Raw genomic sequence first — 22,132 nt, 5'->3', positions numbered from 1 at the left:
CCCACCGTGGCGGCGCTCATTGCCGCCCCTCGGCCAGCCAGCCGCGCTGCAAGGCCACATGCATCATCTGCGTGCGGCTGGACACCTGCAGCTTGCCGTAGATGCGCCGCACGAAGGTGCGCACCGTATGGCGCGACACGCCCAGCTGGCGCGCCACCTCGTCCAGCGTATGGCCGCGCGCCACCAGGCGCAGCACCTCCAGCTCGCGCGTGGACAGCGCCTGCGCGGCGGCCTGCGGCTCGGCAGGCGGCTGCAGCCCGGCCACCGCCCCGGCCCGCTGCTGGCGCAGCAGCAGCTTGCGCGCCACCATGGGATTGATGGGGCTGCCGCCCGCGTGCAGGCTGCGCACTTCCTCCAGCACCGCGTCGGCGGCCAGGTCCTTGAGCAGATAGCCCATGGCGCCGGCCTCGATGGCGGCCAGCACATGCTGCTCGTCGCCAAAGATGGTGCTGACCATCACCGCCGCCCCGGGGTGGCGGGCGCGCACGGCAGCAATCACCTCCAGGCCGCTGCCGTCGGGCAGGCCCAGGTCCACCAGCATCACGTCCATGGCACCGGCCCCATCGGTGCGGCCGAGCTGGTGCAGGGCCTCCGCGCGGCTGGCTGCCGCCCAGCACAGGACCATGTCCTTCGCAGCATTGATCACGCCCACCAGGGCGTGGCGGCAGGCGGCGTCGTCCTCCACCACGGCCACGCGGATGGGTGTGGGCGCAGCATTGCCGGCCCCGGCGGGGCTGGCTGGGCTGGCTGGGCTGTCTGGACTTTCTGGAGGGTCAGCGTGCATGGGCCAAAAGTTCTGCGGACCTGCCATGGCGGCAAGGCCCGCATGTTCACATGGATAGGGGTGCCCCGTCTTGTCGCCCGAAAGGGGGACATACAGGACAGGCGCCAGTGGCTATGGTCGCCCAGGCCACCCGGCACCGACTTCAAGGTTCAAGGAGATAGACGATGGCCCTCCTGCCCATGCCCCGCACCGCGCAGGCCGGCATTACCGCCCTGACCCGCGCCGTGCCCCGCGCCCTGGCCCTGGCCGCCCTGCTGGGCGCCGCCCCGGGCGCACAGGCCGCGCCCGCCGGCAGCCAACTCACCTGCCATGCGGCCAGCGACGGCAGCGCCGCCGCCAGCGGCCTGGACTGGAGCAGCGCCACCACGCTGCAGGCCGCGCTGGGCAGTGGCGCCTGCAGCAGCATCCGGCTCAAGCAGGGCATCTACCGGCCTACGGCCGGCACGGACCGCAGCGCCAGCTTTGCCATCAACGCCCCGGTGCACTTGCTGGGCGGCTACACCGGCAACAGCACCGCACCCGAGGAACGCACCACCGACCCACGCCTGACCGTGCTGTCCGGCGACATCGATGGCAATGACAGCAACCGCACGGGCGGCATCACGCCCGCCGCCACGGACATCCAGGGCGGCAACAGCTTCAACGTGGTGGTGATCGGCGGGCGGGGCAACAGCAGCAGCGGCGGCCCCTACACACGGGACAACACACGGCTGGACACCCTCACCATCACGGCGGGCCAGTCCGGCGGCACCAGCTACCACGGTGCCGGCCTGTACTGCAACGGTGCGGGAGCGGGCAGCGCCTGCAGCCCCACGCTGCTCAACGTGGTGTTCAGCGGCAACAAGGCCGAGTCCAATGCCGGCCAGGGCGGCGCCCTCTTCAACCTTTCCGACAACGCCGGCACCGCCAGCCCCCTGATCCGCCAGGCCAGCTTCAGCGGCAACAGCGCAGCCATGGGCGGCGCCATCTATAGCGAAGGCTGGGGCAACGGCGCCAATGCCATGGAGATACGCCAGTCACTGTTCAGCGGCAATTCGGCCAGCGCGGACGCAGGCGCCCTCTACCACCTGGTGCACAACACGGCCAATGCCCTGCGCATCGAGGACGTCACCTTCACCGGCAACCGCGCAGGCCGCCATGGCGGCGCCCTGTACTACCGCACGGTGGGCACCTCGTTCACGGGCAGTTCGCTGGTCCGCTTCACCACCTTCGCCGACAACCAGGCGGGCACCAGCCAGGCGAACGGCAGAGGCCACGCTCTGTACAACGATGCCGCCTGGCCCACCGGGTATGCCAACCCTGTCGCCCTGGTCTCCAGCATTCTGTGGAACGCGACCGGCACGACAGGCCCGGAGATCTACAACAAGGATGGCAACAACCCGCTGGTGAGCCTGGACTACAGCATTCTCAGGACCGTCAGCAACGCCGGCCTGCCGCTTGGCGCCATCGACATCGACGACAGGGGCACCAATCTTTTCGACCAGGACCCCCTGCTGGCAAGCCTGCACGACAACGGCGGCGCCACACCGAGCCTGCTGCCGGCCGCAGGCTCGCCGGCCGTGGACGCCGTACCGTCCTACTACTGCAACGGCCTCATCGACCAGCGCGGCCAGGTGCGCCCCCAGGGCGCGGGCTGCGACATGGGCGCGGTGGAACTGCAGGGTGCCGCTGCCTTGATCGTGCAGGTCAGCACGCCAGGCGGCAGCGTGACGGCCGGCGACCTGCCCGTGCCCCTGGACGGCGGCATCGTGCAATGCACGCAGCCTTCCGGCGGCGGCACACCGGCACAGTGCAGCGCCAACTACCCCTCCGGCGCCCAGACCCTGGTCACGCTGACGGCCACGCCCGCGCCGGCCTACAGGTTCGCAGGCTGGGGCAATGACTGCAGCGGCAACGCCGCCTCCTGCACCGTGACCATGGACCGGGCGCGCAACGTGCTGGCCATGTTCGTGCCCGACACCACGTACACGGGCTCCGGCCCCGGCGGCGCCGTCACCCTGGCCCTGGACAGCCCCAGCGGCGGCTGCGTACTCGACGGCGCGCCCGCCTTCACGGCAGCCACCGGCAGCCTGCCCGCAGGACACCGCTATCCCTGGGGACAGGCCAGCTTCCAGGCCATGTACTGCATGCCGGGCGAGAAGCTGGGCGTCACGCTCACGCTGCCCGAGGCCATTCCCGCCCATGCCCGCCTGTTCAAGTACCTGGACCAGCAATGGGTGCCCTGGCCCATCGACAGCCTGCAGGGCCGCACGCTGCGCTTTTCCGTCACCGACAACAACGGCAGCTCCACCGCCGCCGCCACGGGCGACAGCAATCCCGCGCCGGGTGCCATCAGCGACCCCGTGCTGCTGGCCGTGCCGCTGGCGGGTCCTGCCGGCCCCACGGCCACGCCCGTGCCGGGCCTAGGCCTGCCCGCCTTGGCGCTGCTGGGCCTTTTGACCGCTGCAGGCGCTGCGCTGTCGCGAAGGGAGAGGAGTTCACGGAAAATCGGCGCTGGCACATCGCCACGCACCCCCAGGAGTTCCCCATGACCGCATCCGCAAGCCGGAGCCCGCTTTCACGCCGCAGCCTGCTGGCCGCCAGCGCAGCCACCGGCCTGGCCCTGTGCGAAAGCGCCCTGGCCGCCCCCGCCGCCCCCGGGAAAAGCACCGAAGCCGCCGTGCTCACCATCAGCGGCCCCGGCGTGCGCGGCAACCGGGGGCCGCTGGACCCGGTGGCCGATCTGCTGCTGAAAAACCATGGCCTGGCCTTCGACTCGGCCTGGACCACAGGGGCCGGTGCGCTGGAGCGCCTGCCCACGGTGGAGATCACGCCCCATATCGAATACGACGGCCAGCCCCACCGGCTGCGCGGCCCGCTGCTGGCCACCGTGCTGCAGGCGGCCGGCGTGGACAGCGCCGCCGCAGCGGCCAAGGGCCAGTGGATCACCCTGCAGGCCATCGACGGCTACCGCGCCCAGCTGCCGCTGGCGCAGGCCCTGCAATGGCGCATGCTGCTGGCCACGCGCATGGACGGCCTGCGCCTGGGCCTGGGCGGCCTGGGCCCGCAATGGGCCATGTATGACGCCGACCGCATTGCCGATCTGGCAGGCAAGCCGCTCAAGGAACGTTTTGCGCAGGCGCCCTGGGGGCTGTACCACATGGGGCTGCACGCGCAGCGACCCCAAGGTTGAACCTGGCTTCAGAGCGCGGCAGGACGCGCATTTGGAGTACCATTTCGCGATCCCCTCGGGGGATACGGGCTTGGCGGCCCGAAAGCAAAGGAGCAGCAGCCGTTTGTCTTTACAACGAGACAGCGGCTTTTCCATCTTCCCAGTGTGCTGCGCTGGGCACAGTTCCGTTTTGGCGGGGCTGTGCGGGACCTCCGCTAGGGGGTGCCAGTTCATGCCAAAGGAGCCGCCATGCCTGACATCGATGCGCCCAGCGGAGCACACGCCTCCCTGCCTTTCTTCTCCTCCCCGCAAGTGCCGAGGGAAGAGACCAGCCTGTACTACCCCATTTCCGAATACGAGGTCTATCGCCTCAAGGACTGCATGCACCAGATGGGCCTGGTGATCGACCTGTGCTGCATGGCCGGCCCCGACCAACAACTGAGCGACCTGGGCGGGCTGATGAGCTTCCTGACCGCGCAGCAGCGCGCGCTGCGGGGCACGCTGCAGACCGTGCAGGCGCGCAAGGCGACGCCGGGGCCGGCCTGTGATCCGGACCCCGGGGGTTGATCAGGCCAGTTGCGGACACTCGCGCAGCACCGGTCAGCCCGGCCTGGCGCCGTCCGCATCCCGGCGAATGGATGGCCATTGCCTGAGCAATTCAGGCAAGGCCGTCTGCACGGTGTCCCACACCAGATCGAGGTTGATGTCGAAATAGCCATGGGCGATGCGGTTGCGCATGCCGCGCATGTTGCGCCATGGCACTTGCCCGTGTGTCTGGGCGAACTCGGCATAGCCATCCATGACCTTCGTGACAGCCTCGCCGATGATGACGAGGCTCATGATGACGGCCTGCTGGGTGCGCTTGTCCTCCAGGAAATCCTCCTTGGCCAAGCCCTCCACGAAGCTACAGGCATCCGTTGCGGCCTGCTGTATGTGATCGAGGTAATCGGGAAGGCGATGCCCGTTCATATCGGCTGCGCCTCCGCAAGCACCTGGGCACGGAACTTCAGCGGCAGGTCTCCGGGCGTCAGCAGATCAACGCGAAGGCCGAGCAGCGATTCCAGCTCGTCCTGCAGGCCGCCCAGGTCGAACAGCGTCGCGCCCGGCAATGCATCGACCAGCAGGTCGAGGTCGCTGCCGTCCCGGTCGGTGCCATGCAGCACGGAGCCGAAGACGCGCGGGTTCGCAGTGCGGAAACGGCTGGCCATTTCACGCACTGCGCTGCGATTCATGTCGAGTACCACGGACGGTCGCATGGACATCCTTTCCTGTTGAGACTTCTGGAAAGCCTATTGCATCAGGCACCGGGTTTCAAGCAGCACTCCCGGAAATCCCGATGCCTGGATTTTCCATGCCGGGCCACGCCCGGCACGGCAGATCAGGCCAGGTGCTGGTCGAAGAAGGCCAGCGTGCGATCGCGCGCCTGCAGGGCGCTGGCCTCGTCGTAGGCGCTGCGCTGGTCGCAGTTGAAGCCGTGGTCGGCGTCGTACAGGTGCACCTGCACATGCTTTTGCGCCTGGGCGAAGGCCTGCACGGCGTCCACGGGAATGTGCGCATCGCGCCGGCCGAAGTGGGCGATGACGGGGCACAGCGGCTCGCGGCCCATCTCCAGCGGCGTGGTCATGCCGCCGCCGTAGTAGCAGGCCGCAGCCGACAGGCTGGGCAGGTTGCAGGCCGCGCGCCAGGCCCACAGGCCGCCCCAGCAAAAGCCCACGATGCCCACCTTGCCGCCGGGCACCAGCGTGGCGGCATGGGCGATGGCGGCCTCGATCTCGGGCAGCACGCCGGGCTGGGGCAGCGCCTCGGCGGCGGATTTCAGCGCCATGCCCTTGGCACGGTCGGCGTCGCCGTAGCCCAGGTCCACACCCGGCTCCACACGCGTGAACAGTGACGGCGCCACGGCCACATAGCCCCGCGCCGCAAGCCGGTCGGTCACGGCGCGGATATGGGCGTTGACGCCGAAGATCTCCTGCAGCACGACGATGGCACCGCGCGCGGGCACGTCGGGGCGGGCCACCCAGGCCGGCGAAGACGTGCCATCCAATGAAGTCAACTGCACAAAACTGCCCATGTCCGCGTTCCTTTCTGTCTGAGAACCTGATGTGATTTCCCGGTGGGCGGACGCGCCCCGCAATGCTGTAATGGCGGCGGGCCGGCCCGTGCGGCAATTCTTTCACAGGAGACATTCGATGGAACGAAAAGTCGTGCTCATCACCGGCGGCAGCCGCGGCATAGGCGCCGCAACGGCACGCATGGCAGCGCACCGGGGCTGGGACGTGGTGATCAGCTACCAGCACCAGCGCGATGCGGCCGAGGCCGTGGTGGCCGACGTGCAACTGGCCGGCACACGCGCGCTGGCCGTGCAGGCCGATGTGGGCGACGAAGCCGAGGTGCTAGCCCTGTTCGGTGCGGTGGATGCGCAGTTCGGCCGGCTGGATGCCCTGGTCAACAACGCCGGTGTGGTGGACCGCGCGCAGACCGTGGCCGAGATGAGCGTGCAGCGGCTGGAGCGCATGTTCCGCGTCAATACCATCGGCAGCTTCATCTGCGCGCGCGAGGCCGTGCGGCGCATGAGCACCCGCCACGGCGGACGGGGTGGCGCCATCGTGAACGTCTCCAGCATCGCTTCGCGGCTGGGCGCACCGGGCCAGTACGTGGACTATGCGGCCGCCAAGGGCGCGTTGGACGTGATGACGCTGGGCCTGGCCAAGGAAGTCGCCGCCCAGGGCATACGCGTGAACGCCGTGCGGCCCGGCTTGATAGAGACCGACATCCACGCCAGCGGCGGACAGCCCGACCGCGTCGAGCGCCTGGCGCCCAACGTGCCCATGCAGCGCGGCGGCAGGGCCGAGGAGGTTGCCGACGCCATCCTCTGGCTGATGTCCGACGGCTCGCACTACACCACGGGCAGCCTGGTCGATATCTCGGGCGGCAACCTCTAGCTCCAAGGCAACCATGGACCTCAAACCGCTGATCACTTTGGTGGCCATCATCAACCCGCTGGCCATCGTCCCCTTCTTCATCCACTACACCGAGGGATTCAGCGCCCAGCAGCGCCAGCAGACCATTCGCACGGCGGCGCTGGCCTCGTTCTGCGTGATCGCGGCCTGCGCCATCATCGGGCTGCAGGTGCTGGACTTCTTCAACATCTCGCTGCAGAGCTTCCAGGTGGGCGGCGGCCTGCTGCTGCTGATCAGCGCGATGAACATGCTCAACGCCCGCCCGGCCGAGGAACGGCCCAACGCGCCCACGCTGGCGGCAGGCGCGGAAAAGGCCGCCATGGGCAACAGCATTGCCGTGGTGCCGCTGACGATTCCGCTGCTGACAGGGCCGGCCTCCATGTCCACCGTGGTGATCTATGCCGACCAGGCACGCACCATCTGGCAGCACCTGGCGCTGGTGGGCTATGGCGTGGTGGTGGCGCTGGTGGTGATGGTCTGCTTTTCGCTGGCCGACCCGATTGCGCGCGTGCTGGGCAAGACCGGCATCAACGTGATGACGCGGCTCATGGGCCTGATCCTCGCGGCCCTGGCCGTAGAGGTGATGGCGGGCGGGCTGGTGAAGATCTTCCCCATCCTGGCCTCGCCCGCGATCGTGCCCTGAGCGGGCTGGCTGGCCGATTGAAGGCCCGCCGGATCAGGCCGGCACGGCCCGCGCGCGGTCGGCGCTGCCGTCGCAGGCACCGCCGCAGCCCGTGATGGGCTGCTCGGGCAAGGCCTCGGGGTGGGCCAGCGAGCCCGTGGCGGGATCGAAGCCCGCGCTGCGCAGATGCAGGGCCAGCGCCGCATCCATGGTCTGCGCATGGTGCACGAACCAGGCCGCCAGCTCGCCCGCCATGCTGCGGATCACGGCCAGATCCCCCGCTGCCGCCTTGGCCGCCCCCTCGCGCATCACCTGCAGCACCACCTTGTGCTGCAGGCTGTGGCAGTTGGTGCTGGTGAACCGCGTGGACTGCATCCAGCGGTCTTCCTGGTCGAAATGCACCTGCGTATGCGCGATCAGCTCATCCCAGCGCACGCACAGCTGCGCATCATCGGCCGCCTCCACCTCGGCCAGCAGCAGCACGAACTCCTGGTGCACCTCGTCCATGGCCGGCAATTCCAATGCCAGCGCTCCGCTCCATTCCAGCACGGCCATATGCTTCTCCTGCCTTCATCATGAAAGACTGCAGCTTAGGAACAGCACCGCCCAACCCGTTTGACCCACATCAGCCAACCCGAAAACAGCAAAGCCCCGCGAGCGGGGCTTGGTCAAGGCGGATAAAACTGGCGCGCCCCAACATCAGGGACGCCAAGCAAGAGCCGCCTCGCGGCGAGGGCGTCGTCCCCCTCCCCCGCGAAGCGGGTAGAGAGGGGGAAGCGGCGTCAGCCGCTCAGGGGGAGCTTACTGTCCATATTTACGCTTGGCATCAGCCACGCAGGCATCCTTGGCGTCACCGCTCATGGTGTCGCAACGGGCCTTGGCGGCCTTGTAGTCGGCTTCGCGGGTTTCCTCGGCAGCGTCCTTGCGGGTCTCGGCCACGTTGGCGGCCTTGGCGGCAGAGTTGGCGGCAGGTTCGGCCTGGGCCTTGTTCACCTTGGCGGCTTCGACGGCACGCACATGGGCAGCCTTGGCATCCTTCACGCAGACGTCCTTGGCGTCGCCCTTGAGGTCATCGCACTTTTCCTTGGCGATGTCGTAGTCCGCATCAGCCTTGGCCTTGAGTGCCTTTTCGCTGTTCTTGGGCGAAGGATTGCGGCGCGATTCCAGTTCAGCCTTGGCGACGTTTTCCTGGCCCTTGGCCTGCTTCTCGCAGACGTCCTTGGCGTTGTCCTTGAGCGGCTTGCACTGTTCCTTGGCAGCCTTGTAGTCGGCCTCGATCTGGTTCTTGGCGGCCGTGTGCTCGGCATTGGTCATGGCCATGGCGCCGGAGGCCATCAGGCCCAGGGCGACGGCGGACAGCATGTGGCGAAAGCGTTGCGGTGTTTGCATGATGGAACTCCTTGTATTTGTACTGAACCGGCCCTTGGTGCCTGCGGCGGCGGGCCATTGGTGCGTGCCCTCAGGCACGCTGGCTGTCGAGGAGCGGATGGCGGCGCCGGCCAGGGCGACCACCCCATCCGCAGTCCACCCTCGTCAGTCTTCGAAGCGGAAGTCGGGGTTGCGCTTTTGCCAGTCGGTCAGCTGCTTTTCGGCAGCGTCGCGGGCCAGGCCCTGGCGCTCCTGCAGCTTGCCCAGGAATTGCTCGCGCTTGCCGGCGATCACGTCCAGATCGTCATCGGTGAGCTTGCCCCATTGCTCACGGATCTTGCCGGTGAATTGCTTCCAGTTGCCCTTGATGCGGTCTTCATTCATGGCTTGTTCCTTTCAGTGATGTTGAAGTCGTGCCGTGCAATCAGGCCTTGTTTTTTCAAAGCCGCGATCTGCATCAGCGACGGTTCCACTGTAAAAAACCTGCGCGCCGCGCGCCGTAGTCTGGACCTAGTGTTGACGGTCGTCCCAGGGGCAGCCGAGACGGTGGGATCGGGACTACAGCCCCTGACGGACGCGCGGGAAGCGCTGGGTCAGGCGCGGCTCGCCCCTGCCCTGAGTACCCGGCCTTTTCCCCGTATGTCCGCACCTGCGCCGTGGCGGTTGCGGGATTGCAAGCCTGCCGAAGGACAGGCTTGCTTCGTGATCTGACCTTTCTTGGCGAATCAAGAAAAGGGCAGTCGGCTGCCGGGCCGAGACCCGGCCTCGAAAAGCAGCCACCCGGCAGGGGCAGAAAAAGTCCACTTGCTTGCAGAGCCAGTTGCCGAAAACAGAAAACGGCCAGCGGATGCAATGCACCCACCAGCCGTTCTCAAGAGAATGGATGGGCTGGAAATCCAGCAGCAGCTCAGTGCCCCTGCTGCCCCAGCCACGCATCGATCTGCGCAATGGCCGCATCCGTGGCCTTGGCCAGGGCCTGGGCGCCGCCCGCCGCATCGCCCGAAGCTGCAGGACTGCGCACCTCGAACACCTTCTGTCCGAGCAGGCGGTCCACAGCACCGCTTTGCTCGACCAGGGTGGCGCGCAGGCGCACCACGCCGGCACTGGAGCCGGGCGCGTCAAAGACCTGGCTGAACTCTTCGATGTCCACGCGCAGCAGCGTGGGCACGGCGCCTTGCAGGCGCGGCTGGGCCACGCTTTCGCTGCTGGCCAGCACGGGGCGCTGCAGGCCCAGTTGGCTGCGCAGGCGCTGCTGCAGCAGCAGTGCAGGAGGCTGGCTCCAGCGCGCCAGCTGGTAGGGGCGCAGTTCCTGGCCGTTGGCATAGGCCAGGCGGTAGAACATGGCCGTGCTGCCGTCGGACAGGGCGGGGGCCTCCACATCGGCCAGCGCCAGCGGCGTGCGTGCCTGCGGGGCGGCGGATGTGGCGGACTGCGCGGACGTGGACAGCGGCGCCAGGCCGAAGTCATAGCGCGCGGGCTGGGCGGGGGGCTGCGGCAGGGCCGAGCAGCCGGCCAGCAGGATCAGGGCGGCGGCCAGTCCAGCGCTGGCCACGGCGGTCTTGCGAGATGGGGACATGCGGGTTCCTCGGTCAGGGCTGGGTGGCTGCAGACGGGGCGACGAAGCCGGGCTCGCCCGGCCCCGGACGGGCCTGGCCCGGCCCGTAGATCACGGCCTGCGGGTTGTCGCTGAAGCGGCTGGCCGCCGTGCCCATCTGGCGCGCGGCGCGCGAGACATCATCGGCCGCTCGGTTGGCGTGCGGCACCGTGCTGCGGCCCAGCGAATCGGCCATGCGGGTCAGTGCGCGCGTGCTCTGGGCGATCTGCTCCAGCGGCCCGTCCTGCGCGTTCACGCGGCGCACGGTCTGCTGCAGCTCGGACGCCACGGCGGCGGCTCCGTTGCTGGCCTTCTCCAGCGACTGCAGGGTGTTGTGGGCGTCGGCGGCGAGCTGCGGCACCTGGGTGGACAGCGTGCGGTCCAGGTTCTGCGTGAGCTGCTGCACGCCTGCGGCAGCGGCCGCAATGTTCTCCAGCGCCTGGCTCACGCGCTTTTGGTTGTCGGTGTCCAGCATGTCGCTGAGGCGGCGCGAGATTTCATCGGCGCGCTCCAGCAGCACCTGCCCCTGGTCGGCCAGCATGCTCAGCGGCGAAGAGCGCAGCGGCAGGCGCGGCAGGCCGCTGGGGCCCGGGGGCAGTTGGGGCTGGGGCTGGTCCGCATCATCGAGCTGCACATGGGCCAGGCCCGTGACGCCCTGGTAGCCCAGCACGGCGAACGTGGTGGGCGTGATGGGCGTGTTCACGCCGATGGCGATGCGGATCAGCACATTGCCATTGGTCTGCGGATCGAACCCGATCCGCGTGACCTTGCCCACGGCCACGCCCTTGTAGCGCACGGCGGCCTGGGCCTGCAGGCCGCTGATGCCATCCTTGGTGGACAGCTCGTACTCGTTGTACTGCCGCGTATCGCGCGTCAGCCAGATCGCCAGCCCCGCCAGCAGGGCCGCCACGACCAGCACGAAAATGCCGGCCGCCATGGCATGTGATTTGTTTTCCATATCAATGGTCCATAACGTTGAGCCCAGCAAAACAAGGCATGGGGCCACAGCCCCCAGGGCCAGCACTCAGAGCGCGGCCTTCAAAACCGGCGCACCCCAAGGCAAGGGACACCGGGCAAGGGCCGCCCCGCCGCGAGGGTGTCGTCCCCCCCGCAAGGCGAGAGGGGGGAAGGCGCGAAGCGACTCAGGGGGGCTTCTCATACCGTGCTCATCGCGCGCCTGCCGCGCTCGCCCTGGAAGAAATGCTCGATGAATGGATGCTTGAACTCGGCCACCTCGCGCGGCGGGCCGCTGACCAGCACCTTCTTCTCGGCCAGCACGGCCACGCGCGAGGACAGTGCGAACAGCGTGTCCAGATCGTGCGTGACCATGATGACGGTCAGGCCCAGCTCGGCACGCAGCTCGCGCAGCAGTTCGCAGAATTCGTCGGAGCTGGTGGGGTCCAGGCCGGCCGTGGGCTCGTCGAGCAACAGCAGGGGCGGGTCCATGATCAGCGCCCGCGCCAGCGCCACGCGCTTGATCATGCCACCCGAGAGATCGGCCGGCATGCGCGAGGCATGCTCGGGCTTGAGGCCCACCATCTGCAGCTTGACCAGGGCCGCGTCGCGCACCAGATCGTCGGGCAGCGTGCCCTGCTCGCGCAGCGCGAAGGCCACGTTGTCCAGCACGCTGAAGGCCGAGTACAGCGCCCCGTGCTGGAACAGCATGCCCACGCGGCTGGCAGCGCCCTCGCGGCCCATTTCGCTGGCCGGGCGGCCCAGCACTTCGACGCGGCCCTTGGTGGGCTCCAGCAGCCCCAGCATCTGGCGCAGCAGCACGGTCTTGCCCGTGCCCGAGCCGCCGACGATGGACAGCATCTCGCCGCGCTGCACATCCAGGTCCAGGTCCTGGTGCACGGCAAAGGCGTTCTCGCCTTCGCCGAACACGCTCCACAGCCCGGCGATGCGCACGATGGGCTCGTCGGCTGCGGGCGTGGAGGAGGTTTCGGTGTCCATGGCCATCAGATGCCTACGTCCTTGAACAAGATGGCGAAGATCGCATCCACCACGATGACCATGGTGATGGCCGACACCACCGAGGCCGTCGTGCCCTTGCCCAGGCTCTGCGTATTGGGCTCCACGCGCAGGCCCCAGTGGCAGCCGATCAAGGCGATGAGGGCGCCGAAGACCACGGACTTGCCCATGGCGATCCAGAGGTTGCCGATCTTCACGGCGGCAGGCAGCGCCTCGGCAAAGTAGGCGCCCGTGACGCCCATGGTCAGGTCGGCTGCCAGCATGCCGCCGGCCAGCGCGGCCAGCGTGGTCCACAGCGAGACCAGGGGCATGGCAATGGCCAGCGCCAGCGCACGCGGCAGCACCAGGCGAAAGCCGTGCGGTATGCCCATGACCTGCATGGCGTCCAGCTCTTCGGTGACGCGCATCACGCCGATCTGGGCGGTGATGGCCGAGCCCGTGCGGCCCGCCACCAAGATGGCCGCCAGCAGCGGGCCCAGCTCGCGGATCAGCGAGATGCCCAGGATGTTGACGATGAAGGATTCCGCCCCGAACTGGCGCAGCTGCAGCGCCATCAGGTAGGCCAGCACCACGCCGATCAGAAAGCCCACCAGGGCCGTGATGGGCAGGGCCGTGGCGCCCATGGAGTAGAGGTGGCCGGAAATGTCGCGCCAGGGGCCCCGGTGCGGGGCACGCGCAAAGCGCACCAGGTCGATCAGCAACTGGCCGATGAGCCGCGTCAGCTGTGCGAAATGGCCACAGGCGTTGATGACCAGGCAGCCCAGGCTGTCGATGTGCTCCAGCAGGCTCAGGCGCGGGGCCGGCGGTGCAGGCTCCTTGGAAAAACGGGCCACGCGGTCGAGCATGGCGCGCTGCGCGTCGCTGGCCGCCAGGCGCGCGGGCAGGCGACGGCCCCAGTGGTTCCACAGCAGTTGCGCGCCCACGTGGTCCAGCCAGTCCAGCCCTTGCAGGTTCCAGCCCAGGTCATCGCCCTTGGCGTCGGCCAGCTGTGCACGCAGCCTGCGCCATTGCGCCCGCCGGCCCAGCTCGGCCGCGCCCCAGGAGCCGGTCAGCAACGCCCATTGGCCGTCGTTGTCACGGCGCAGGCTGCATTGGGGGGGATTGTTGAGGGCAGACAAGTGCAGGAAGTCCTTGGGGGTTGCGAAGGCGAGGCCGAGGCGCGCGGGCAGGCACGGTGGCACGCCCGCCAAGACCGCAGGATAACCGAGCGGCGCGGCCCGCAGATTGCCCCGCAACGCCGTGTGCGCGACGGCTTTGCCCTACGCGTGCAATTTTTATCAAAAAACCAGCGGGACGGCCATCGCTGCTGCATGCGCTGCTGCGAAAAAAGGAGTCCAGCGCGCTTTCCCTCTCGACAGTGCGCATGCCGTCCGCACAATGGGCCGAAGCACCAACCCCGGCTCCCAAGGACGTTCCGGCCCGCAGCGGACGCCCGCCCATCTCCATGAGCAATACCACCTTCGACTACATCGTCATCGGCGCCGGCACGGCAGGCGCCCTCCTGGCCAACAGGCTCTCGCGCGACGGCCGCAGCCGCGTGCTGCTGATCGAGGCGGGCGCCAAGGACGACTACCACTGGATCCACATCCCCGTGGGCTACCTGTACTGCATCGGCAATCCGCGCACCGACTGGCTCTACCAGACCGAACCCGACGAAGGGCTCAACGGCCGCAGCCTGCGCTATCCGCGCGGCAAGACGCTGGGCGGCTGCTCCAGCATCAACGGCATGATCTACATGCGCGGCCAGGCCCGCGACTACGACGGCTGGGCCGAGCTGACCGGCGACGACGCCTGGCGCTGGGACCAGGTGCTGCCGGCCTTTCGCCAGCATGAAAGCCATTGGCGGCTGGACGCCGGGGGCAACGCCGATGCGCGCTTTCGCGCCCTGCACGGCGGCACGGGCACAGGCGGCAGCGGCGAATGGCGCGTGGAGCGGCAGCGCCTGCGCTGGGACATCCTGGACGCCTTTGCCGAAGCCGCCCAGCAGGCCGGCATTCCGGCCACCGAGGACTTCAACGGCGGCAGCAACGAGGGGGTGGGCTACTTCGAGGTCAACCAAAAGGGCGGCCTGCGCTGGAACACCGCCAAGGCCTTCCTGCGGCCCACCTGCTATGGCCGCCCCAACTTCGAGCTGTGGACCCATGCCCAGGTCAGCCGGCTGCTGTTCGAGCCGTTGCCCGCCGGCGGCCTGCGCTGCAGCGGCGCACAGGTCTGGACCGGCTCGGAAATGGTCGATGTGCAGGCCAGCCAGGAGGTCCTGCTGTGCGCGGGCGCCGTGAACTCCCCGCAGATCCTGCAGCTGTCGGGCATAGGCCCGGGGGCGCTGCTGCAAGGCCACGGCATCGCCGTGCGCCACGACCTGCCCGGCGTGGGCGAGAACCTGCAGGACCATCTGCAGATCCGCTCGGTCTACAAGATCAAGGGGGCGCGCACGCTCAACACCATGGCCAATTCGCTGTGGGGCAAGGCCGGCATCGGCCTGGAGTACCTGCTGCGCCGCAGCGGCCCCATGAGCATGGCGCCCTCGCAGCTGGGCGCCTTCACGCGCAGCAGCCCGCAGCAGGCGCACCCCAATATCCAGTACCACGTGCAGCCGCTGTCGCTGGACGCCTTCGGCGAGCCGCTGCACGGTTTTCCGGCCTTCACGGCCAGCGTCTGCAACCTCAACCCCACCAGCCGGGGCACGGTACGCATCCGCAGCGGAGACTTCCGCCAGGCGCCTGCCATTGCGCCGCACTACCTGTCCACGCCCGAGGACCGGCAGGTGGCCGCCGACAGCCTGCGCGTGACGCGGCGCATCGTCAGCCAGAGCGCGCTGGCCCGCTTTGCCCCCGAGGAATGGAAGCCCGGCGTGCAATACCAGAGCGACGAGGACCTGGCCCGCCTGGCCGGCGACATTGCCACCACCATCTTCCACCCGGTGGGGACCACGCGAATGGGCCGCGCTGACGACCCCATGGCCGTGCTCGACAGCCGCCTGCGCGTGCGCGGCGTACAGGGCCTGCGCGTGATCGATGCAGGCGCCATGCCGCGCATCACCAGCGGCAACACCAACAGCCCGACGCTGATGATGGCGGAGAAGGCCGCCGGCTGGATTCTTGCGGACAGGCAGGGCCGGGGCCAGGAGCCGGCACGGCAGAGCACGGAGCCGGCCGTTGCGCTGGCCGCCTAGGACTGCTCCTGCAGCAGCGGCGGGATCGCCGCCAGCAGCGCATCGATGGTCACGCGCAGCCGGTAGGGCAGAAAGCGCGTGCGCGGCCACAGCACATGCAGGGGAATGCGCGCAGCCGGCACGTCGGGCAGCAGGCGCACCAGCGCCCCGCTGTCCAGCGCACTGCGCACCCGCCACAGCGGCATGTGGGCCAGGCCCGCGCCCTGCAGCGTGGCCGTGGCGATGGTTTCTATGTCGTCAAAGCCCAGCACCGGCTCCAGCACGGGCGCGGCCAGCGATCCATCCTCACCGGCCAGCCCCCAGGGGGCGGCGCGGCCGCTGCGCATATAGGCAATACAGCGATGCCCGGCCAGGTCGGCCACGCTGCGCGGCGCGCCATGGGCCTGCAGATAGGCGGGTGATGCGCACAGCACCATGGTTTGCATGCCAAGGCGCCGCGCAACCAGCCAGTCGCTGTCAGACAGTTCCCCGCTGCGTATGGCCAGGTCGATGCCGTCATCGGCGAAGTCCAGCTGGCGGTCGGTGAAGCTGGCCTCGATGCGCAGGCGCGGATGCAGCTGCGCCAGCTCCAGCAGCAAGGGAGCCACGTGGTGGCGGCCGAAGACCACGGGTGCGCTGATGCGCAGCCGGCCCACCACTTCCCGCCGCCCGGCTTCCAGCATGTGCCGGGCGGCATCCAGGTCCTCCAGCGCCTGCGCGCAGCGCTCGTAGAACATCTGACCGTCCTCGGTCAGCCCCAGGCTGCGCGTGGTGCGCACGAACAGCCGCGCGCCCAGGCGCTCTTCCAGCCGCGCCACGGCCTTGCCAACAGCCGAGCGCGTAAGGCCCAGGCGCTCGGCCGCCTGGGCGAAGCTGCCGGCCTCGGCCGAGGCGACGAATGCGCTGACGCCTGCCAGCCTGTCATTTGCAATTGGTTCCATAAATTCTACAAACCATAGCCTCAATTGAATCAATGCAATTATGGAGGAATCAATAGACTGAAATCCTGTTTGATATCTGCCTCGAAAGGACCGCCTTCCATGACCGTGCCTGCGTCTTCCCCATTCATGCAGCAATGGCAACTGCCCGCCCTGGGCCATGAAAACCTGCAGCTGGTGCAAGTCCCCATTCCCGAGCCCGGGCAGGGCCAGGTACTGGTGCGCGTGCATGCGGCATCGCTGAACTACCGCGATCTGCTGATCCTGCGCGACGGCATGGGCATGGGGCCGGCCCTGCCCCTGGTGCCCGGCTCGGACATGGCTGGCGAGGTGGTCGCCATCGGCCCGGGCGTCGCGGAGTTCGCGGTTGGCGACGCCGTGATCAGCACCTTCTTCTGCGGCTGGCAGGACGGCGTGCAGCCGCGCACCAGTCTGCCGCTGGGCTCGCCCGGGCCGGGCATGCTGTCGGAATACGTGGTGCTGGGCGAAGACAACCTGGTCGCCGCGCCCCGTCAGCTGGACTTTGCGCAGGCCAGCACCCTGACGTGCGCGGGCGCAACGGCCTGGTTCGCGCTGGCCGAGTCCGCGCCCACGCGGCCCGGGGACACCGTGGTCATCATGGGCACGGGCGGCGTGGCGCTGTTCGCCATGCAGATCGCCCATGCCCAGGGTGCGCGCGTGGTGGTGGTTTCGGGCAGCGACGACAAGCTGGCGCGGGCTGCGCAGCTGGGTGCAGACCACGGCATCCACCGCCACCGCACGCCGGACTGGGCCGCCGAGGTGCGCGCCCTCACGGGAGGACGCGGCGCCGACCATGTGCTGGAACTGGCCGGGGGGGATAACTTCGGCCGCTCGCTATCGGCCCTGGCACAGGGAGGCCGCGTGTCGGTGATCGGCAATCTGCAGGGTGACGAGCTGCGCGGCTCGGTCTATCCGCTGCTGCTGGGGCGCGCCACCGTTCAGGGCATCGGCGTGGCACACCGGCGTGCGCTGCAGGATCTGGTGCGTGCCGTGGACTGGCTGAAGCTGCAACCTGTGATCGACAGCGAATACGCGCTGGCCGATCTGCCGGCAGCCCTGGAGCATCTGGAGCGGGGTGCTTTCGGCAAGCTGGTGCTGCGCATGCGCTGAACGTCCGGCAACCGGCAATCATCGTCCCAGCCCCTTGCTGGTGCAATCCCGCACTTTCGCGACAACTGCGGGAAATCCCCGATGCACCACCCAGGTGCGGCCATTAAAGTCCATCCACTCTCGCGGTACCACAGTGCTGCACAAGAGGGGCCGAGGAGACAACTCGTACACAACCAGATCAACATTCATAAATAGCATCCCAAGATGCATTTCCCAGAGCGCCGGCAAGTCCGGCGCTTTTTTTATGCCTGCGGCCAGCCTGATGCGGCACCGTGGCGGTGCGACAATCGCCGCCCTATGGAATGGATCATCGTCTCGCTGGCCTCGATGCTGGCCGGCTTCGTGGACGCCATCGTGGGCGGCGGAGGCCTCATCCTGCTGCCCGCGCTGTTCGCCACCTTCCCCACCGCACCACCGGCCACCCTGCTGGGCACCAACAAGAGCGCCTCCGTCTGGGGCACGGCCATGTCCACCTGGCAGTACGGCCGCAAGGTGCAGTTGCCCTGGCGCGCGATGATGCCGGCGGCCTGCGTGGGCATGGCGGGCTCTTTTGCGGGCGCCTGGGCCGTCACGCAGATCTCCCCCGATTTCCTGCGCCGGCTGCTGCCGCTGGTGCTGCTGGGCGTGCTGGTTTACACGCTGGCGCGCAAGGACATGGGCCGCCACCACACGCCGCACTATTCGGGCCGCGCCGAGACGCTGATCGCCTGCGCCATCGGCCTGGTGATTGGCTTCTATGACGGTTTCTTCGGCCCCGGCACGGGCAGCTTCTTCGTGTTCCTGTTCGTGCGGCTGATGGGCTATGACTTCCTGAACGCATCGGCCTCGGCCAAGCTGCTGAACATGGCCACCAACCTGGCTGCGCTGGCGCTGTTCGCGCTCAAGGGCCATATCTGGTGGCACCTGGCCGTGCCCATGGCGGTGGCCAATGTGCTGGGCGCCATGCTGGGCACGCACATGGCCCTGCGCCATGGAACGGGCTTTGTGCGCGGCATTTTCATCGGCGTGGTGAGCCTGCTGATCCTCAAGACCGGCTACGACGCCTTCATCGCCTGAGCACGGGCCAGCGGCGTTCGCAACACCTGCCATCGGCGTTGGCGACGGCAACCTTCTATAATTGCCGACTTTTCGCCTTGAGCTGCGGCGGCTGGTGCATGTCGCACCCCTGCCAGCGGCCGTACCCGACCAGCCGACCAGCCGCAAAAAACCGGCCCCGCCGTCCATGGCCCATGCACTGATGCGTGCCTTGGCGCTTTCTTCATGCTGCGGCGCCGGGGTCAGGTCCTGAGCGACAGCCCTCCTGGAGCTTCCATGAAACGCATTACCGTCATCGCCGCCGCCGCGCTGGCCCTGTGGACCGCCGCAGGCGTTCAGGCCCGCCCCTTCGACGCCATCCAGAAGGAAGGCACGTTGCGCCTGGCCACCGAAGGCTATTACGCGCCCTTTGCCCATTTCGAGGGCAAGCAGCTGACCGGGTTCGAGGTCGAGCTGGCACAGATGCTGGCCGGCAAGATGGGCGTGAAGTACGAGTGGAAGACCATCAGCTTCGACGCCCTGCTGACCGGCCTGCAGCAGGACCGCTGGGATCTGGTGATTTCCTCGCACGGCATCACGCCCGAGCGCGAGAAGGCCGTGACCTTCACCCAGCCCCATTACTGCTCTGGCGCCATCGTGATGTCGCTGGACCCGGCCATCCGCTCGGGCAAGGACCTGGCGGGCAAGACGGTGTCGGTGCAGACCGGCACCACCTATATGCAGTACATGGAGAAGAACCTGCCCGGCATCAAGCGCCTGGTCAACTTCCCCACGAACGAGGCCGCGCGCAATGCGCTGCTGTCCAAGCGGGTGGACGCCTGGGTGACCGAGCGCTTCATTGCCAAGGAACTGCAGCAGAAGAACCCCAATGCCCAGCTCAAGCAGGGCGAGTTGCTGCTGGTCGAGCGCATTGCCGCCGCCGTGGCCAAGGACAACAAGTCGCTGGCCGATGCCTGGAACAAGGCCTTCAAGGACGCCCTGGCCGACGGCAGCTACGCCAAGCTGTCGCAGAAATACTTCCACGAAGACATCCGCTGCCCTGACTGAGGCCCCGGGCAGATCTGCCCGACCGGCGCCCACTTGCAGGGCGCCTTTTTGTTTCTAGCCCACCTATGCTTACCGTCCTCTGGCCCGCCCACTGGAGCCGCTCGCAGCGCAGCAACGCCACCCTGGTCACGGCCCTGCTGCTGATGGTGCTCGTGGTTTCGCTGCTGGGGCAACTGCTGTCCCTGCTGCCCGAGCCCATAGGCTCCAATGCCGACACCTTCGCCGAAGGCGCGCGCACCACGCTGTACCTGACGCTGGTCAGCGGCGCCGCCGGCCTGGTGCTGGGCATCGCCGCCGCGCTGGCGCGCACCTCGCGCACGGCCGCCCTGCGCTGGGCCGCGGGCTTCTACGTCTGGGCGATCCGCGGCACGCCGCTGCTGGTGCAGATCCTGTTCATCTACTTCGCGCTGCCGGTGCTGATCCCGGGCCTGAACCTGCCCGACTTCGCGGCCGCCTGCATTGCACTGGCGCTGAACGTGGGCGCCTACAACGCCGAAGCCGTGCGCGCCGGCCTGCAGGCCGTGCCGCGCGGCCAGGCCGAGGCCGCACGCGCGCTGGGCCTGCCGCGCAGCCGCGTCTTCATGGACGTGGTGTTCCCGCAGGCCTTCAAGATCTCGCTGCCGCCGCTGGTGAGCAACTTCGTGGCCCTGCTCAAGGATTCGTCGCTGGCGTACGCCATCGGCGTGGTGGAGCTGACCAATGTGGGCAACCGCATCCAGTCGGCCACCTTCCAGCCCGTGGAGACCCTGGTCACCGTGGGCGTGACCTACCTGGTGCTGACCACGCTGGTGACCCAGGTCACGGCTGCCGTGGAGTACCGCTTCGACGTGGAGGGCCGCCACAAATGAGCGCCGACAAGCTGGCACGGGGCATGCCCTACATCGTGGCCGAGGAGGTCACCAAGTCCTTTGGAAGCCACCAGGTACTCAAGGGCGTTTCCACGCAGTTCTGCACGGGCGAGGTGACGGTGATCATCGGCGCCTCGGGCTCGGGCAAGTCCACGCTGCTGCGCGCCATCAACCGGCTGGAGCCGCATGATGGCGGGCGCATCACCATCGACGGCGTCGAAGTCACCGACAACGAAGCCACGCTGCAAAAGCAGCGCTGCGAAGTGGGCATGGTGTTCCAGCAGTTCAACCTGTTCGGCCACATGACGGTGCTGGACAACGTGACCCTGGCGCCGCGCCGCATCCACAAAACGCCGCGCGCCCAGGCCAATGCCAAGGCCATGGCCCTGCTGGAGCGCGTGGGCATGCAGGCCCACGCCCACAAGTACCCGTGGCAGCTGTCGGGCGGCCAGCAGCAGCGCGTGGCCATTGCCCGCGCCCTGGCCATGGAGCCGCAGGTGATGCTGTTCGACGAGCCCACCAGCGCGCTGGACCCGGAGATGGTCCAGGAGGTGCTGGACGTGATGCGCGAGCTGGCACGCGGCGGCATGACCATGATCGTGGTCACCCACGAAATGGGCTTCGCCCGCGAGGTCGCCGACCGCGTGATGTTCTTCGACCAGGGCTGCATCGCCCACGAGGCGCCACCGGCCGAATTCTTCGGCAACCCGGCCAGCGAGCGGATCGCGGCGTTCATCGGGCGCATGGGGCATTGAGGCCGAAGCCCTGATTCGTCGCCTTGCGTGCCCTCATGCGCAGGGGGCATGCCGTTGTCGCCTTGCGTGTCCATGACTACCATGCGTCATTGACCCGAAAGGAGCCTGGCCATGACTACCATGACGATCCACGATCTGGATGAAGACCTGCAGGCCCGGCTGCGTCTGCAGGCGGACCTGCACGGCCACTCCATGGAAGAAGAGGCCCGCAACATCTTGCGCGCGGCACTCGCAGCCAATGCGGCGGAGGGGCATTCACTGTTCGACTCCATCCGGGCCCGGGTCGAGCCCCTGGGCGGCGTTGAACTGGTGCTTGCGCAGCGCGAGCCCATTCGCAATCCGCTGGGTGCCAGCCGGTGATCATTCTCGACACCAACGTCCTGTCCGAGGCTCTGCGCCCCGATCCCGACAGGCGCGCCATGGAACGGCTGGCCAGCCAGCCCCGCTCCAGTTTGCTCACCACAGCCATCACGCGCGGAGAATTGCTGTACGGCGTCCTGCTGTTGCCGCAGGGACAGCGCAAGCATGGGTTGCTGGCTGCAGTGCAGGCTATCTTGGACATCGATATGGCAGGCCGCGTCCTGGAGTTCGACAACGGTGCCGCTGACGCTTATGCGCAGATCGCTGCGGCCCGAAGGCAGTCCGGCAGACCCATCAGCCAGTTCGACGCCATGATTGCGGCCATCGCCCGCTCAAGGGGAGCCAGCCTTGCCACCCGCAATGTGCGGGACTTTGCGGACTGCGGGGTCACGGTCATCGATCCCTGGCAGCGCTGAA

At 68.3% G+C, this 22,132-nt stretch carries 25 protein-coding genes; 13 read left to right on the top strand and 12 right to left on the bottom strand.

Translation table 11 applies throughout. The annotated features are described in order from the left end of the window. Positions 1–16: 16 nt before the first annotated feature. Positions 17–784, bottom strand: coding sequence for a response regulator transcription factor (locus tag U6958_RS03930; protein WP_074922690.1), 768 nt, complete (start codon positions 782–784; stop codon positions 17–19). A gap of 164 nt (positions 785–948) precedes the next feature. On the opposite strand from U6958_RS03930, the gene U6958_RS03925 reads away from it, so the two are divergent. From U6958_RS03925 to U6958_RS03915, 3 genes are all read left to right on the top strand, one after another. Beyond that, a complete protein-coding gene (locus tag U6958_RS03925; RefSeq protein ID WP_074922618.1) occupies positions 949–3,315 on the top strand; it encodes a choice-of-anchor Q domain-containing protein in 2,367 nt (788 codons plus the stop codon). Beyond that, on the top strand, positions 3,312–3,956 hold the full coding sequence (locus tag U6958_RS03920) for a molybdopterin-dependent oxidoreductase (protein WP_017405502.1): 645 nt from the start codon (positions 3,312–3,314) through the stop codon (positions 3,954–3,956). Before U6958_RS03925 ends, U6958_RS03920 begins: the two co-directional genes overlap by 4 nt. A gap of 228 nt (positions 3,957–4,184) precedes the next feature. Next, positions 4,185–4,502, top strand: a complete 318-nt coding sequence (locus U6958_RS03915; protein WP_074922616.1) for a hypothetical protein — start codon at positions 4,185–4,187, stop codon at positions 4,500–4,502. Between the two features lie 33 nt (positions 4,503–4,535). On the opposite strand, the gene U6958_RS03910 is transcribed toward U6958_RS03915, so the two are convergent. From U6958_RS03910 to U6958_RS03900, 3 genes are all read right to left on the bottom strand, one after another. Next, on the bottom strand, positions 4,536–4,904 hold the full coding sequence (locus tag U6958_RS03910; protein ID WP_013800235.1) for a DUF86 domain-containing protein: 369 nt from the start codon (positions 4,902–4,904) through the stop codon (positions 4,536–4,538). Then, complete coding sequence (locus U6958_RS03905; RefSeq protein ID WP_013800234.1) at positions 4,901–5,191, bottom strand: nucleotidyltransferase family protein; 291 nt, start codon at positions 5,189–5,191, stop codon at positions 4,901–4,903. The genes U6958_RS03910 and U6958_RS03905 overlap by 4 nt, the downstream gene beginning before the upstream one ends. Before the next feature lie 122 nt (positions 5,192–5,313). Continuing rightward, a complete protein-coding gene (locus U6958_RS03900) occupies positions 5,314–6,006 on the bottom strand; it encodes a dienelactone hydrolase family protein (protein ID WP_016448529.1) in 693 nt (230 codons plus the stop codon). Between the two features lie 118 nt (positions 6,007–6,124). Here U6958_RS03900 and U6958_RS03895 point away from each other — a divergent pair, with 118 nt between their 5' ends. Further along, the gene (locus U6958_RS03895) at positions 6,125–6,877 is read left to right on the top strand and encodes an SDR family oxidoreductase (RefSeq protein WP_016453579.1); all 753 of its coding nucleotides are present in this window, start codon (positions 6,125–6,127) and stop codon (positions 6,875–6,877) included. Positions 6,878–6,890: 13 nt separating this feature from the next. Further along, positions 6,891–7,538, top strand: coding sequence for a MarC family protein (locus tag U6958_RS03890; RefSeq protein ID WP_016448531.1), 648 nt, complete (start codon positions 6,891–6,893; stop codon positions 7,536–7,538). 33 nt (positions 7,539–7,571) lie between these two features. Here U6958_RS03890 and U6958_RS03885 read toward each other — a convergent pair whose 3' ends face one another. The 7 genes from U6958_RS03885 to U6958_RS03855 form a co-directional block, all read right to left on the bottom strand. Continuing rightward, positions 7,572–8,072: a hemerythrin domain-containing protein gene (locus U6958_RS03885; protein ID WP_016448532.1), complete on the bottom strand. Its 501-nt coding sequence runs from the start codon at positions 8,070–8,072 to the stop codon at positions 7,572–7,574. A 246-nt stretch (positions 8,073–8,318) separates the two neighbouring features. Then, on the bottom strand, positions 8,319–8,906 hold the full coding sequence (locus tag U6958_RS03880; protein ID WP_016448533.1) for a hypothetical protein: 588 nt from the start codon (positions 8,904–8,906) through the stop codon (positions 8,319–8,321). Positions 8,907–9,050: 144 nt separating this feature from the next. Then, positions 9,051–9,269: a CsbD family protein gene (locus U6958_RS03875; RefSeq protein ID WP_012202308.1), complete on the bottom strand. Its 219-nt coding sequence runs from the start codon at positions 9,267–9,269 to the stop codon at positions 9,051–9,053. A gap of 523 nt (positions 9,270–9,792) precedes the next feature. Beyond that, positions 9,793–10,461: an ABC-type transport auxiliary lipoprotein family protein gene (locus U6958_RS03870; RefSeq protein WP_016448534.1), complete on the bottom strand. Its 669-nt coding sequence runs from the start codon at positions 10,459–10,461 to the stop codon at positions 9,793–9,795. Positions 10,462–10,474: 13 nt separating this feature from the next. Then, positions 10,475–11,437 (bottom strand): MlaD family protein, encoded by a 963-nt coding sequence (locus U6958_RS03865; RefSeq protein WP_016448535.1) that lies wholly within the window; start codon positions 11,435–11,437, stop codon positions 10,475–10,477. Positions 11,438–11,634: 197 nt separating this feature from the next. Then, positions 11,635–12,438: an ABC transporter ATP-binding protein gene (locus U6958_RS03860; protein WP_012202305.1), complete on the bottom strand. Its 804-nt coding sequence runs from the start codon at positions 12,436–12,438 to the stop codon at positions 11,635–11,637. Then, on the bottom strand, positions 12,438–13,568 hold the full coding sequence (locus U6958_RS03855; protein ID WP_016448537.1) for an ABC transporter permease: 1,131 nt from the start codon (positions 13,566–13,568) through the stop codon (positions 12,438–12,440). The genes U6958_RS03860 and U6958_RS03855 overlap by 1 nt, the downstream gene beginning before the upstream one ends. Positions 13,569–13,894: 326 nt before the next feature. Between U6958_RS03855 and U6958_RS03850 the strand changes: the two genes are divergently transcribed. Beyond that, a complete protein-coding gene (locus tag U6958_RS03850; protein WP_016448538.1) occupies positions 13,895–15,622 on the top strand; it encodes a GMC family oxidoreductase in 1,728 nt (575 codons plus the stop codon). Here the strand turns inward: U6958_RS03850 and U6958_RS03845 are convergent. Then, a complete protein-coding gene (locus U6958_RS03845) occupies positions 15,619–16,542 on the bottom strand; it encodes a LysR family transcriptional regulator (RefSeq protein ID WP_046239541.1) in 924 nt (307 codons plus the stop codon). The genes U6958_RS03850 and U6958_RS03845 overlap by 4 nt on opposite strands. Positions 16,543–16,641: 99 nt before the next feature. Between U6958_RS03845 and U6958_RS03840 the strand changes: the two genes are divergently transcribed. From U6958_RS03840 to U6958_RS03810, 7 genes are all read left to right on the top strand, one after another. Next, positions 16,642–17,670, top strand: coding sequence for an NAD(P)-dependent alcohol dehydrogenase (locus U6958_RS03840; RefSeq protein WP_016448540.1), 1,029 nt, complete (start codon positions 16,642–16,644; stop codon positions 17,668–17,670). Positions 17,671–17,967: 297 nt separating this feature from the next. Further along, on the top strand, positions 17,968–18,726 hold the full coding sequence (locus U6958_RS03835; protein ID WP_013800226.1) for a TSUP family transporter: 759 nt from the start codon (positions 17,968–17,970) through the stop codon (positions 18,724–18,726). A gap of 255 nt (positions 18,727–18,981) precedes the next feature. Next, complete coding sequence (locus U6958_RS03830) at positions 18,982–19,752, top strand: ABC transporter substrate-binding protein (RefSeq protein WP_047326957.1); 771 nt, start codon at positions 18,982–18,984, stop codon at positions 19,750–19,752. Between the two features lie 65 nt (positions 19,753–19,817). Beyond that, a complete protein-coding gene (locus U6958_RS03825; RefSeq protein WP_074922612.1) occupies positions 19,818–20,600 on the top strand; it encodes an amino acid ABC transporter permease in 783 nt (260 codons plus the stop codon). Further along, a complete protein-coding gene (locus U6958_RS03820) occupies positions 20,597–21,355 on the top strand; it encodes an amino acid ABC transporter ATP-binding protein (RefSeq protein ID WP_074922610.1) in 759 nt (252 codons plus the stop codon). Before U6958_RS03825 ends, U6958_RS03820 begins: the two co-directional genes overlap by 4 nt. A 111-nt stretch (positions 21,356–21,466) precedes the next feature. Beyond that, positions 21,467–21,715, top strand: coding sequence for a FitA-like ribbon-helix-helix domain-containing protein (locus U6958_RS03815; protein ID WP_016453586.1), 249 nt, complete (start codon positions 21,467–21,469; stop codon positions 21,713–21,715). Then, the gene (locus U6958_RS03810) at positions 21,712–22,131 is read left to right on the top strand and encodes a type II toxin-antitoxin system VapC family toxin (RefSeq protein ID WP_074922608.1); all 420 of its coding nucleotides are present in this window, start codon (positions 21,712–21,714) and stop codon (positions 22,129–22,131) included. The genes U6958_RS03815 and U6958_RS03810 overlap by 4 nt, the downstream gene beginning before the upstream one ends. Position 22,132: the final 1 nt, after the last annotated feature.

This window comes from Delftia lacustris, from assembly GCF_040267515.1.
Classification (GTDB): domain Bacteria; phylum Pseudomonadota; class Gammaproteobacteria; order Burkholderiales; family Burkholderiaceae_C; genus Comamonas; species Comamonas tsuruhatensis.
Note: the sequence above shows the minus strand (reverse complement) of the source record. Positions and strands in the feature narration are given on the sequence as shown.

Bases quoted from the DNA above. Each gene is read 5' to 3' on its own strand.
- U6958_RS03930 (WP_074922690.1), bottom strand. From the start codon at position 784: ATGCACGCTGACCCTCCAGAAAGTCCAGACAGCCCAGCCAGCCCAGCC.
- U6958_RS03925 (WP_074922618.1), top strand. From the start codon at position 949: ATGGCCCTCCTGCCCATGCCCCGCACCGCGCAGGCCGGCATTACCGCC.
- U6958_RS03920 (WP_017405502.1), top strand. From the start codon at position 3,312: ATGACCGCATCCGCAAGCCGGAGCCCGCTTTCACGCCGCAGCCTGCTG.
- U6958_RS03915 (WP_074922616.1), top strand. From the start codon at position 4,185: ATGCCTGACATCGATGCGCCCAGCGGAGCACACGCCTCCCTGCCTTTC.
- U6958_RS03910 (WP_013800235.1), bottom strand. From the start codon at position 4,904: ATGAACGGGCATCGCCTTCCCGATTACCTCGATCACATACAGCAGGCC.
- U6958_RS03905 (WP_013800234.1), bottom strand. From the start codon at position 5,191: ATGCGACCGTCCGTGGTACTCGACATGAATCGCAGCGCAGTGCGTGAA.
- U6958_RS03900 (WP_016448529.1), bottom strand. From the start codon at position 6,006: ATGGGCAGTTTTGTGCAGTTGACTTCATTGGATGGCACGTCTTCGCCG.
- U6958_RS03895 (WP_016453579.1), top strand. From the start codon at position 6,125: ATGGAACGAAAAGTCGTGCTCATCACCGGCGGCAGCCGCGGCATAGGC.
- U6958_RS03890 (WP_016448531.1), top strand. From the start codon at position 6,891: ATGGACCTCAAACCGCTGATCACTTTGGTGGCCATCATCAACCCGCTG.
- U6958_RS03885 (WP_016448532.1), bottom strand. From the start codon at position 8,072: ATGGCCGTGCTGGAATGGAGCGGAGCGCTGGCATTGGAATTGCCGGCC.
- U6958_RS03880 (WP_016448533.1), bottom strand. From the start codon at position 8,906: ATGCAAACACCGCAACGCTTTCGCCACATGCTGTCCGCCGTCGCCCTG.
- U6958_RS03875 (WP_012202308.1), bottom strand. From the start codon at position 9,269: ATGAATGAAGACCGCATCAAGGGCAACTGGAAGCAATTCACCGGCAAG.
- U6958_RS03870 (WP_016448534.1), bottom strand. From the start codon at position 10,461: ATGTCCCCATCTCGCAAGACCGCCGTGGCCAGCGCTGGACTGGCCGCC.
- U6958_RS03865 (WP_016448535.1), bottom strand. From the start codon at position 11,437: ATGGAAAACAAATCACATGCCATGGCGGCCGGCATTTTCGTGCTGGTC.
- U6958_RS03860 (WP_012202305.1), bottom strand. From the start codon at position 12,438: ATGGCCATGGACACCGAAACCTCCTCCACGCCCGCAGCCGACGAGCCC.
- U6958_RS03850 (WP_016448538.1), top strand. From the start codon at position 13,895: ATGAGCAATACCACCTTCGACTACATCGTCATCGGCGCCGGCACGGCA.
- U6958_RS03845 (WP_046239541.1), bottom strand. From the start codon at position 16,542: ATGGAACCAATTGCAAATGACAGGCTGGCAGGCGTCAGCGCATTCGTC.
- U6958_RS03840 (WP_016448540.1), top strand. From the start codon at position 16,642: ATGACCGTGCCTGCGTCTTCCCCATTCATGCAGCAATGGCAACTGCCC.
- U6958_RS03835 (WP_013800226.1), top strand. From the start codon at position 17,968: ATGGAATGGATCATCGTCTCGCTGGCCTCGATGCTGGCCGGCTTCGTG.
- U6958_RS03830 (WP_047326957.1), top strand. From the start codon at position 18,982: ATGAAACGCATTACCGTCATCGCCGCCGCCGCGCTGGCCCTGTGGACC.
- U6958_RS03825 (WP_074922612.1), top strand. From the start codon at position 19,818: ATGCTTACCGTCCTCTGGCCCGCCCACTGGAGCCGCTCGCAGCGCAGC.
- U6958_RS03820 (WP_074922610.1), top strand. From the start codon at position 20,597: ATGAGCGCCGACAAGCTGGCACGGGGCATGCCCTACATCGTGGCCGAG.
- U6958_RS03815 (WP_016453586.1), top strand. From the start codon at position 21,467: ATGACTACCATGACGATCCACGATCTGGATGAAGACCTGCAGGCCCGG.